This window comes from Pedobacter hiemivivus, assembly GCF_005144565.1.
Taxonomy (GTDB): Bacteria; Bacteroidota; Bacteroidia; order Sphingobacteriales; family Sphingobacteriaceae; genus Pedobacter; species Pedobacter hiemivivus.
In genome coordinates, this window is sequence record NZ_SWDX01000001.1 from 23468 (window position 1) to 35048 (window position 11581).

At 38.6% G+C, this 11581-nt stretch carries 10 protein-coding genes; 3 read left to right on the forward strand and 7 right to left on the reverse strand.

The genetic code is table 11. The features are described from left to right. Position 1 precedes the first annotated feature (1 nt). Complete coding sequence (locus FBD94_RS00100) at positions 2 to 1105, forward strand: SGNH/GDSL hydrolase family protein (RefSeq protein WP_136878656.1); 1104 nt, start codon at positions 2 to 4, stop codon at positions 1103 to 1105. Positions 1106 to 1141: 36 nt separating this feature from the next. Here the strand turns inward: FBD94_RS00100 and FBD94_RS00105 are convergent, their stop codons facing one another. The 7 genes from FBD94_RS00105 to FBD94_RS00135 form a co-directional block, all read right to left on the reverse strand. Further along, on the reverse strand, positions 1142 to 1465 hold the full coding sequence (locus tag FBD94_RS00105) for a hypothetical protein (protein WP_136878657.1): 324 nt from the start codon (positions 1463 to 1465) through the stop codon (positions 1142 to 1144). Between the two features lie 106 nt (positions 1466 to 1571). After that, positions 1572 to 2324: an SDR family oxidoreductase gene (locus FBD94_RS00110; protein ID WP_136878658.1), complete on the reverse strand. Its 753-nt coding sequence runs from the start codon at positions 2322 to 2324 to the stop codon at positions 1572 to 1574. A gap of 62 nt (positions 2325 to 2386) precedes the next feature. Further along, a complete protein-coding gene (locus tag FBD94_RS00115) occupies positions 2387 to 3124 on the reverse strand; it encodes an SDR family oxidoreductase (protein WP_131612405.1) in 738 nt (245 codons plus the stop codon). Positions 3125 to 3237: 113 nt separating this feature from the next. Further along, complete coding sequence (locus FBD94_RS00120; RefSeq protein ID WP_136878659.1) at positions 3238 to 4164, reverse strand: helix-turn-helix domain-containing protein; 927 nt, start codon at positions 4162 to 4164, stop codon at positions 3238 to 3240. A 73-nt stretch (positions 4165 to 4237) separates the two neighbouring features. Then, positions 4238 to 5122 (reverse strand): PorP/SprF family type IX secretion system membrane protein, encoded by an 885-nt coding sequence (locus FBD94_RS00125; RefSeq protein ID WP_136878660.1) that lies wholly within the window; start codon positions 5120 to 5122, stop codon positions 4238 to 4240. Position 5123: 1 nt separating this feature from the next. Beyond that, positions 5124 to 7205 (reverse strand): MBG domain-containing protein, encoded by a 2082-nt coding sequence (locus tag FBD94_RS00130; protein WP_136878661.1) that lies wholly within the window; start codon positions 7203 to 7205, stop codon positions 5124 to 5126. 75 nt (positions 7206 to 7280) lie between these two features. Then, positions 7281 to 8684, reverse strand: a complete 1404-nt coding sequence (locus FBD94_RS00135; RefSeq protein WP_136878662.1) for a phosphatidylinositol-specific phospholipase C domain-containing protein — start codon at positions 8682 to 8684, stop codon at positions 7281 to 7283. 132 nt (positions 8685 to 8816) lie between these two features. On the opposite strand from FBD94_RS00135, the gene FBD94_RS00140 reads away from it, so the two are divergent. Together FBD94_RS00140 and FBD94_RS00145 are read left to right on the forward strand one after the other, a co-directional pair. After that, positions 8817 to 10745 carry a sensor histidine kinase gene (locus FBD94_RS00140; RefSeq protein ID WP_169472175.1) on the forward strand — a complete coding sequence of 643 codons (1929 nt, stop codon included), beginning with the start codon at positions 8817 to 8819 and terminating at the stop codon, positions 10743 to 10745. Further along, on the forward strand, positions 10735 to 11364 hold the full coding sequence (locus tag FBD94_RS00145; RefSeq protein WP_136878664.1) for a response regulator: 630 nt from the start codon (positions 10735 to 10737) through the stop codon (positions 11362 to 11364). Before FBD94_RS00140 ends, FBD94_RS00145 begins: the two co-directional genes overlap by 11 nt. Positions 11365 to 11581 lie beyond the last annotated feature (217 nt).

Consider the following 11581-nt stretch of genomic DNA (forward strand, 5'->3'; position numbering starts at 1 on the left):
AATGAAGCGAATTGTTAAAAGCATATTATTGATTGCGTTTTTAAGTGCGACTACATTGATCGTCCGGGCGCAAAAAACTGATCAATTGAATTTTACGAGTGCCAAAATGCTTACGTTGATCGGTAAAAGTGAAGAAACACCCACTATTTACGATCGTATAGATAGTAACAAATACAAAGGTTTACCACCACGAGTAGCGCAATTGTTAACCAACTCGGCAGGGTTAGCTATTTCATTTAAAACTAATAGCACAGTTATAGGGGCCAAATGGTGTGTTTCAAAGAGCAGAGCCTTGGCAAATATGTCGCCAACAGCACATAAAGGAGTTGACCTTTACATAAAAAAAGACGGAAAATGGCAGTTTGCAGGTATAGGTAGAGTAAGTGGTGTTTGTAATGACGAAATTGTTATCAGTAGGATGGATAACTCAGAAAAAGAGTGTCTATTGTATTTGCCATTATATGACAAGGTAGAAGATGTACAGATTGGTATAGAGAAAAAGGCAAAGATTACCGCTGCTGCGGATCCATTTGCCAAAAGGATATTGATTTATGGGTCTAGTATTGTACAGGGTACTGGAGCGAGTAGGCCAGGTATGGCTTATCCGGCCAGGTTATCTAGATTAACGGGGCTTAACTTTATTAATTTGGGCTTAAGTGGTAGCGCCAAGATGGAGCCAGAGGTGGCAGACATGGTAGCTGCTATCGATGCCGATGCTTATATCTTAGATTGTGTACCCAACACCAATCCCACGCTGATTAAAGAGCGTACCGCTTATTTAGTAAATACCATTAGACGCAAACATCCAAAGGCACCAATTATTGTAATGCAAAGTATAGTTAGAGAATCTGGTTATTGGGATAAAGTAGTGGGCGAGACCGTGAAGAACCAAAATATCAATATCCAGCAAGAAGTACTGGCGCTACTAGACAAGGGGCTAAAGGACTTGTATTTTATTACTTCCGAAAAAATGATGGGGAATGATCATGAGGGTACGGTAGATGGCGTACACCCAAACGATTTAGGCTATGAAAGGATGATTACGCATATTCAACCCTTAATTATGGATATTCTTAGTAAGTACGATATAAAAGATACAAGGTAATAATTGTGTCCATTTTTGATAAATTTTAAATTATACTTAGTAGTCTGCCTGACCTATTTCGAGTTGGTAGATCTTGCCAGCTTGATTAAGATGAAACTTGAAAAAGGTTTTAAAGTCGCCCCAGGTATCACTATGGAATTTTCCATAAATTGATAGTCCATTGTCTTCCACTTTATCAATACTGGTAAACCGTTCCGTACCGATAGCTTCGGTCGAGAATTTTTTAAAGTTGCGAGGACTTCCGTCATCAAGTAATTGGGCATCGTTGGTAAAAAAAGAAAGCCATTTTTCTGAATTTCCTTCCTGCCAGGCAAGGAAGGCCTGTTTTACCAAAAGGTTACTGATCTTATTTTTATCCATTTCCGTTAATGTTTTATGTTCGTGGCGCTTGTTGATCTGCCCACATGCAGACAAGCCGCAAACCGATAGGAGGATATATATTATCCGTATTTTTAGCATATGTGTTTTATTGTGTAGCTCCGCCGTTTACCAATAAGTGTTGTCCATTCACGAAAGAAGACATATCGCTTGCAAAAAACTCTGCAACATTCGCTACATCTTCTACCTCTGCCAATCTTCCCATCGGGCAGCTATCCAGCAATGATTTTCTCAACTCCGGATAACTTCCTTCTTCGGCAAAAATGCCCGAATGGTCTACTGCGAAAGGAATGATCGTATTAACAGTTACCCCGCGATGGCCGATCTCTTTGGAAAGTACATCGACCAGGTAGCGTGGTGTGGTTTTACTACCGCCATAAACTGCCATCCCCGCAACGGGAAAAGCTGTAGTACTAGAAGCAATGTAGATGATGCGTCCGTTATCTTCCACATTTTTGGCTGCCTGTTGCATTGTAAAATAGGCTCCTTTGGTATTGATGGAAAACAAACGGTCGAATTGTTCTTCTGTAAATTCACTAACCGGTGTTTCCACCATTTCGATACCTGCATTGGCAACTACAATATCTATTTTTCCAAATGCTTTTTTGGTTTCATCAAACAATCGCTCTATCTCCGAAACCTTGCTTACATCTGCTTGTACGGCAATAACCTTTACGCCCATTGCCATAATATTAGATACTACCTCATCAGCAGAAGCTTTATCTTTTGAATAGTTGATCACTATATTGGCTCCCAGAGCAGCGTATCTTTCTGCGATGGCTTTTCCTAAGCCCCTTGCTGAGCCTGTAATTAAGGCTGTTTTATTTTGTAATGTGTTCATTTTAAATATTGTTTTTTACTGTTTTAAATTTGTGGATACTTCTGATGCCATTTGATTAGAGGTTAGGCCATTCCGCCGTTAACGCCAATGTTCTGTGCATTAATCCATTTTGCCGCATCACTGGCAAGGAATACAATCACCTCCGCAATATCATTAGGTTCACCAATTCTTCCGAACGGATTCATCGACGCTAGTCTGTCTATTATTTCTTGTGGTTTGCCTTTAACGAATAGCTCCGTGTTGGTTGGACCAGGAGATACAGAGTTTACATTAATACCTCTACCGATTTCTTTGGAAAAGACACGGGTCAATTGCTCAACGGCTGCTTTGGTGGCCACATAAGTACCATAAGTAGGCAGCATCAATCTGTTAACGGTGGTAGAAAAATTGATAATGCTTCCATTATCGGCAAGTTTCGATGAAGCTTCGCGTAAGGTATTGAAAACACCTCTTACGTTGATGTCGAACTGGCGGGTGAAATCTTCATCGGTGGTGTCTTTGATGAATTTGGTAATCATGATACCAGCATTGTTTACCAGTACGTCTATTTTGCCGTATTGAGCAATAGCCTGATCGAATAGGGCTTCTACCTGATCCGGTTTACTAACGTCTGCCTGAACAGAAATGGCATCGCCGCCTTTTTCTCTGATGTTTGCAACAACGCTTTCTGCTTCTGTTTTACCACCTGCGTAGTTAACGATTACTTTAGCGCCTTCTTCTGCCAATTTTAATGCAATAGCAGCACCTATTCCTTTGGATGATCCTGTTATTAGGATTACTTTTTCTGATAAATCTTTCATGTTTTCTATCTTTTAAATTTGATACTACAAAGATAAAAGCAGGAAACGGGGTAACTTTTGCGAGCATTACAGTATTAGTTGCAAATTTTACAGAATGGTTTAAAAGGAATTATTTATGATTGAAGATGTTCTTTTCTATACAGGGCTGGAGAGGTTCCTGTATTTTTCTTAAAGTAATTACTGAAATGCGCAACTTCTGAAAACCCAAGCTTATAGGTGATCTCTTTAATGGAAGCTCCCGCGGTCTGCAACAATGATTTCGCTTCGGCAATAGTTTTATCCGCTATCCAGGTGGCGATAGGTTTACCTGTTTTACTTTTGATAACATTGCTCAGATAATTAGGATTGAGGTGCTGGGCGTCGGCATAATCCTGTACCCTGAAAATGGTCTCTACCTTTCCCGCACTTAGATCACGATAATGTTTTTCAAGCATCTGCTTAAATAACTTTACGATCTGCGAACTTCTGTTCCCTTCATAAATAGGGTTATAATCTTTCCAGAAGTACTCCTTTATACGGTAAAGCAAAACTGCTAGCAAATGGCCTGTTATTTTATGCTGATCAGTAGACTGTTTTAAAAACTCATGATGGATGTCCTGAAACAGTTTATCTACCACTTCAAAGAAATCAATGTTTAGCACCTTTGGGCTAATCGTTTCCGTGAGGAGGAACGGAAACTCTTCAAAGACTTCAGTACTGACAAATTTCTTTAAGAAAGTTTCATCGAAAGTGATCAGGTAAATATCCTCAACCTTTGTCCAGCTAAAAGTTCTGTAATTGCTAGGATTGGTAAAATAAATGGAATGAGGCTCAACATTAAAGCCGACACCGTCAATGGTATATCTGCCACTACCATCTTTTACAAATAGGAAAGAGAAATAATCCGGGCGGAATGAGGGCGAGTTGTAGGGCAGTTCAAAACGGGTGTCTTTCAGGTTGTGAATAGTGAAGCCCTCCAAGGTATGGATCAGGTCTACCGGAAACCCTAAATGCTGGTAGAGTTCGGATAGTGACTTGGCTTCATGCTTGTTTTCCTGCACAATAAATTGACTCTGATTTACTATTGTAAAAGTATGAAATTATTCAGTTTAAACTTATAGGTGCATTATATTTTCATATTTTCAGCCTCAGGTTCAATTCAAAATTTCCATTGGTATAGTTACTTAATGCCGATGTCTGTGTGGTATAATTTCCGCTGACCAGGTATTTCTTTTTGAAGTTCATACCCAAACCGAAGGTGGCATTTTCAGTACTGTGATACATACCGAGTAAAAACACCTGCTTATTGGCAATATCAAGCTGCGCCCCCGCATCCCAGATGTTATCAAAAACTTTTACTCCACGGTAAGCTACCAAAGGCTCCATACTCATACCATCGGCTCCTTCACTGATTTTTATCATATAACTTGCAGCGGCGTAAAAAGTTGCTACGTCCGCCAGTTTGATTGCATCCTTTTTTAAGACACTTTTTAGGTTAGGGACTGCTGCCTGAAGGCTCAGTTTTCCTGAAGTATATGCAATTCCTAAATCACCATCAAGGTAAGTCTTACGGTCGTTATACTGCCTGACCATTGGATCACTAGCATTCCCATAGATATCGGCATTCTCCAGGCGCTGGCTCATCAAGCCTATTGACACTCCAAAATGCAACTGATCATTCGACTCGTTTAGTTTCAGGTGATAGGCGTAAGTCCCCACAATTCTGGTTTGCCTTTGCAGACCGGCACTTTCATTATTCAACGTTAAACCGATACCCACTTTGTTAAAGCCATAATCGGTAGTTAGGTTTTGTGTTAATGGTGATCCCGGTACATTGTTCCAAAGCTTGCGGTAAACACCATTTAGTTTTAAGCCTTGCTCTGCGCCAGCAAAAGCAGGATTGGCCAGATATTGATTGGTATAATACTGTGCAGAAAGTGGATTTAGCTGTGCGTAACCTAAATTTACAAACAAAGCACAAACTGCAATAACTCCTAATAGTTGTTTATATAATTTCATCTTATTGTTGTCTGATTAATGTGATGTATCCTTTTTGTTTAGGTTTGGCGGTCCCGAAATCAATGACGTAGTAGTAGGTATTCTCGATTAGCGGTCCTCCATTTACCGTCCCGTCCCAGGTATTATCATAGCCTTTTTTACTATATAAAAGTCGTCCCGTCTTATCAAATATTTTTACTTCATTATTTGCATACATATCTATGTTGTCGACCATCCATACATCATTGTAGCCATCATTATTTGGCGTAAGAATATTATTAGCCTTCACCATTTCAAAATCATCCCTTACCTCGATGGTTATACTTGTGCTTTGGCCACAACCGTTGGCATTACTTGCCGTTACGCTATAGGTGGCTGTTTGCTCAGGGCGAATAGTCAGTATCGCATTATTCGGACCTGATGTCGCTCCTTTTGTTGACGACCAAATGTAACTGGCACCGCCAGTGGCAATAAGCTGTAGGCTTTCACCTTTGCTGATGCTATTACCTCTGCTACTTGTTATAACCACAACCGGTAATGCATTGATGCTCAATGTACCATTGACATAGTTAAAACTGTAGTTACCTGATGCAGTTTCAGCTGGAACAAGTAAATAATTCCCTACTGGTGAACTACTGATCGCTGTAGTGTTTACTTTAGCTTGAGTATTTAAGCTACTTTCATTATCATTATACTTGAAACCACTGTAGCTAGTTGTAAACACAGGAAGCCCAGTACCCTGGCACATTTGTGCATTGTTTGCTGTTACTGTTAATATGGCTTTGGTTATAGTTAAACTTGCGCCGGTATAGTTGATCTGATAATTACCACCTGCAGTTAATGTTCCTTGCGTAATGTTATAACTGCCTACATTCTCACCTGCTGCTCTTACAATGGTTCCACTAAAATTATTACCTGTTATTAAAGCCTCGCTAGAAGTATAAGCTAATACAGGATCTGAATTGCCATAAACTTTACTAACTGCTGTTGCTATAATCGTAACTATTTTTTTAGTTACCGCTATGTTTGTTTTTAGTGTCAGGTCATTATAATTGCTCCCTGTAATACTGGCAGTAACTTCTTGTGTACCAACATTCGTTAAAGTATTATTGGCATAACTTAAGCTTGTGCCAGCAGGAAGATTGCCATTAATGCTCAGCGATTTGGCTGTGCCATCATAAACATAGCTCTGCGGATTTAGAGAAACACCAGTTATACCGGCTTTGTTGATGGTTAGATTTGCTTTTAGTATCAGATCATTATAATTAGTCCCCGTTATATAGGCCGTTACTTCCTGTGTGCCTGCATTGGTTAAAGTGTTGTTGGCATAATTTAAGCTTGTGCCAGCAGGAAGATTGCCACTAATGCTTAGCGATTTGGCTGTGCCATCATAAACATAGCTTTGCGGACTTAGAGAAACACCAGTTATATTGGCTTTATTAATGGTAAAAGTGCCGTTGGTTATAGTTCCCAAATTATAGTTGGGACTGTTTATTGTAAATGCAGCTGCCGGCGTAATGGCATAGGTCCCTACATTCTCTCCAGCAGCTCTTAACATGCTTCCTGATACGATGCTCGTAGCCGACTCACCACTACGCAGACCGGAAACATTATAGTTGAATTGGGGATCGGCAGAACCGTAAGTCTTGTTTTTATTCTGAGCTGTGATATTAAGCGTTGATGCTGTAATGGTAAAAGTAACAGTGACTGTACCTAAAACTGCATTGTTGCTATTCTGTATGGCCGAAAAAGTAATTGTTGTGGTGCCAAGGCCAGTAAATATAAGTGGATAATGTTTTGCCCGGGTAGCTCCAAGGGCATTGTAATTTTGCCCTCCAAGAGCCACTACCCCAGGATTGGAAGAATTAGTAATTTGAATGGAAAATTCTTCGTCACTCCAACCATAAGCTCGTATCCAAAATGAATTAGCATAACTATATGTTCTGGAACCACCTCCACTAATATCGTCCGATGGAAAGGTTGAAGTTGGGTTATTGAGGATGTAGAATTCCCCGGCTGCACTGTTGTAAACGAACATAAGCACTATGATTAATATACCAACCAATTTTGTATGGTATATTTTTTCAGGTCTTGTTTTTTTCATTGTAAGGGATGACTATGATGATCACTGTGTTATTATGGCCTAAAAGCAATGGACAGAGCGGACATTGATATTTTATTAAAAATGATTAGTAGAGATGATTAGAGGAATTAATGAGTCATTTGGATATTCTGGGAAATCCATTGGGATAATACCGTATACCCCATTCATCTTATCAAGAAGATGATTAAATAGTAATTGATTTGTCCCTTTAAAAGTAGAGAATGATTCATCTCCTTTTGCCAAAGTTTTAGGAAATACAAATCCTCCTGTAGTACCCATTCCACTTGTAAAATTGATAAATAAAGTATTGGCGGTTTCTTTTAAAAAGGGCCTTACATGATTTAAAAATTTATGGTCAAGTTTATTTAAAATATAATCTTTGTACTCGTCCTGGATCGAGAATAACTGGTTATCAGAATTCACCAGGTTCTCCTTTTGAGTATTCTGAGGCCATATGTCTGAAATATTAATACCAATCTTTGTTTCATCAGCCGGCTGTGCATATCGTCTTAATAAAACTAATTTCCCTCTGGCGTCCTCTTTCTTTGTGCCATTACCTAGTCGGGGAATTGACGAATCAACATACCACTTTTCCTTGTTTGCATCAATTTCTGATTTTACAAGTACACCAATTGGTTTGTTCCCATCACCTTCATTTTGGATACTCATAATTATAGTTTCGCTACTGTTCAGCTTTAAAAATTCATAACAAGTCTGTGTGATTTGAGCGAAAGTCATGGGAATCTTTATTCCTCCATGATATGCTTGCAAATGATTATCCTCTTTTTTGAGTCGAATGTCCAAAAACCTTAAGCCCCTATCCAGCTGCTTTCTTAAATTCATTTCTTGACACTGGCTGAATGCTACAATCCGATTAACTGCGAGACTTCCTCCTAAGGAAATGGCACCTTTCAATAACAGAGAGAAGGGATCAACAGTAGGTATAATATTTATTAAATTAAGGAGATAACCATAATTAACAAGAGACATATCATAAGTACATGTATCATGAGAGCCTGGAATAGTTATTTCATTTAATTTTTTATTATCATTTAGATTAATCATCCACTTATTAGCATTCTGTCTGCTTCCCAATGAAGTAAATTGTCCATTACTGCCAGCGATCATGAACACCAGTGAGTTATTATGGCTCCAACCTAAACGAATAGTTTCTCCATTTCCAATTTGGTTGGTATGAAAATTCTTGAATAAAATGTTGATCTCAAATCCATTCTTAGCCCTTGCTTGAATTTGAAATGAAGCATTTATTCCCTCCATTACATAGTCAATTTCGCCTGCATCATCTTTTTTGTTTTTTGTGCCTTCTGTCCATTCAATATAAACATGTGCGAATGAGCCAGGTTCGATAATACTGGGAAAACTATTGTCCCAGGATTTCATCTGATAAGAATGCTTATGTGTTAATTTCCATCTATATGGAGTTTTGTTTTTTAACAATAAATGTCCGCCTTGTCCCATAAAATATTAGTTTTAGTTATTTTTCATTTTAAAGGTATAACTACCCGAACCGGGCGCCAATACCCAATATTGGGTACGTCTTTATATTTGTTTTATATTAGATATTTGCAGTGTAACATAAAACTGGACAAGGTGATCATAAAAATATCAAAATGGCTATGCCTAATCCTCCCCCTGCTTTTAGCACTGGGTGCATCAGCACAACTACGATCGGATACCTTGAATATCAGAGACAATGCAACCTTCCAGTTTAACGAACACCTATACTACTATCAAACCCCAGATAAGCTATCGGTAAAAGAGGTTTCAAAACTTCTAAACACCAATTCCTTTAAAAAACTATATCCCGATCATGCCATCAACGCGGGGGTTACCAACAGTTATTACTGGTTAAGCTTCACCTTAAAAAACGAACAAAAAGCGGATGACACTTTTTACTTTCAGTTGCATCAGCCCTGGTTACATTTAGCACAACTTTATCTACAAACCGATACAGGTTATGTGCTTGTGGGGCAGTCGGGCATGAAGCTTAATTTTAATGTTCGACCATACACGCATTACGACATTGTGTTTCCCATCAAATTACGTAGTCAAAGTCATGGCACTTTTCTGGCTTTAATTGACAATAAAGGTTCTAGCTTAAACATCCTTCCTACTTTAATGGATAGTGACAGTTTTAGGGCGGAAGAGAAAAAAGAATATTTATTTTTAGGCGTGCTAACAGGGATCATGATCTTTAGTATCCTGATCAATATTTTCTTATACCTGTCCTTAAAAGAAAAAATACACCTGATATATGCTCAATATGTATTGGCCATGCTCTACTGGATGTATTGCAATGTGGCACTAGATTTCCAATACCTGTACCCCAATCAGCCATTTCTGGCGACCATATCAGAATACATTGCCGCTAGTCTCGGTTTCATTACCATGACCAATCTAATTACCGCGTTTTTAGACGTTACTGTCGAAAATTCTCGTTTCAAAAGAAGCATGGATGTGTTGAAGTATCTTTTTTTTATATTCCCGGTTGCCGGTTTCATGATCCACTACTGGTTTGACAATTCTGCAGCGCTCAAGGTGGCCTATGAGTATGCACTTATAAGTGTCGCATTTATACTGTCTATTTTATTTTACTTAGTTGCCATCGAAAAGATTTTTCAAAAGGTAAAACTGGCCTGGTTTTATTTAATTGGTGGCGGTTTTATCGGTTTTGGCATTTTAAAGTATTGCATTTACCTATTGGGTGGAAGTTTAAATAGTGGAGCTCAATCTTTACCAAATGATATCCAAATTGGCTTAGTAATAGAAGCCATTATCATTTTCATCGGCATCGTTTACCGGTACAACTTGTATAAAAATGATAAAGAGCAGATTCTGCTAAAATTCAACCTGCAACAGAAAGAAACGATGCAACAAATTGTGACTGCCCAGGAAGATGAACGCAAAAGAATTGCGCAAGACCTACATGATGATTTAGGCTCTACATTGATCACCCTCTTACTCCACATTAGTAATCTACCTGATAGTCAGGATCAAAAAAACAAAGAAAGCCAGGCCCATTATCAAAAAAGCATCGATATTGGTCATAAGGCAATCAGTGATTTAAGATCAATATCACACAATCTATTACCCAAAGACTTTACTGAATTGGGTATTTTTCACATCTTGAGAAACAAAATCGACGAACTTAACGTGATCAGTAACATCCGCTTCACCTTGATTACCGAAGGAAACGATCAGGATATTGGAAACATCTTTTCTATTACGATTTACCGTATTATAAATGAGCTCATCAACAACACACTTAAGCACTCGCAAGCCAGTTTAGCTACCATACAGCTACTGCTTACTAATGATGAAATTATTGTGATGCTGGAAGATAACGGCATAGGTGGCAGTACAATGGCTTTTACCGAAGGCATTGGTATGAAAAACGTCCATTCGAGAACTGATTTTTTACATGGAAAGATTAATATCGACGACAGTGCAGAGGGAACATCGATCATTATAGAAATCCCGCTTGAGAACACCGCTAAAGCAACAGCACATGAAGACTAAAATCATTATTGCCGACGATCATTTGTTGTTAGCCGACGGCCTGGAGCAAATATTAAATAGTGTGCCTGATTTTGAAGTCATCGCGAAAGTCGCTAATGGCAGACTTTTGATGCAGGCATTAAATACCATTGTACCGGACTTGATTCTGCTTGATATCAATATGCCTTATATGAACGGACTGGAAGCCGCTAAAAAAATACGGCAGCGTATGCCTGATATTAAAATCGTCTTTTTGAGTATGTACTTTGATGCTAAACTTATTGCCGCAGCTAAAGAAGATGGTGTAAAGGGATTTATATTAAAGGACATTATTGCGCCTCTGCTAAAAGAAAAAATGATCCATATTGCCAATGGTGATACCTGTTTTGATTTACCCTTCCAGAAAACCTCTACTACACCAGCCTGGCAACAAGATGACTTTGCTAATAAGTTAAAGCTATCTCCAAGGGAAATAGAAATCATTAAATTGATTAAACTTGGCCAGGGCAACAAACAAATATCAGCGCAATTGAGCTTGAGCATCTATACCATAGAAACCCATCGGAAAAACATCTACCGAAAATTAAACTTGAAAGGCGTTGGTGAACTAATTCAGTTTGCCAGTGAACATAATATCTAAAACTGAAATAAAATTAAAAGCTTCTAAAGCCCCTTAAAACAACAAAAGCCCAACTTTCGTTGAACTTTCCTTTAGTAGAGTCGGACGGCAAAGTGTCGAACCTTTATGAGGATTGTGAGGCTATTATGGATGTCAAGAAATTTTTTGAAATGAAAAAATAAGAAAAGTTCGGATCCGTTGTTAGGTCTGTTATGAAGAGCAAGTTGGTGAATTTAAG

Excerpts from the sequence above, each read along its gene's own strand:
- FBD94_RS00125 (WP_136878660.1), bottom strand. The coding sequence starts at position 5,122 with ATGAAATTATATAAACAACTATTAGGAGTTATTGCAGTTTGTGCTTTG.
- FBD94_RS00130 (WP_136878661.1), bottom strand. The coding sequence starts at position 7,205 with ATGAAAAAAACAAGACCTGAAAAAATATACCATACAAAATTGGTTGGT.
- FBD94_RS00105 (WP_136878657.1), bottom strand. The coding sequence starts at position 1,465 with ATGGATAAAAATAAGATCAGTAACCTTTTGGTAAAACAGGCCTTCCTT.
- FBD94_RS00115 (WP_131612405.1), bottom strand. The coding sequence starts at position 3,124 with ATGAAAGATTTATCAGAAAAAGTAATCCTAATAACAGGATCATCCAAA.
- FBD94_RS00145 (WP_136878664.1), top strand. The coding sequence starts at position 10,735 with ATGAAGACTAAAATCATTATTGCCGACGATCATTTGTTGTTAGCCGAC.
- FBD94_RS00110 (WP_136878658.1), bottom strand. The coding sequence starts at position 2,324 with ATGAACACATTACAAAATAAAACAGCCTTAATTACAGGCTCAGCAAGG.
- FBD94_RS00100 (WP_136878656.1), top strand. The coding sequence starts at position 2 with ATGAAGCGAATTGTTAAAAGCATATTATTGATTGCGTTTTTAAGTGCG.
- FBD94_RS00135 (WP_136878662.1), bottom strand. The coding sequence starts at position 8,684 with ATGGGACAAGGCGGACATTTATTGTTAAAAAACAAAACTCCATATAGA.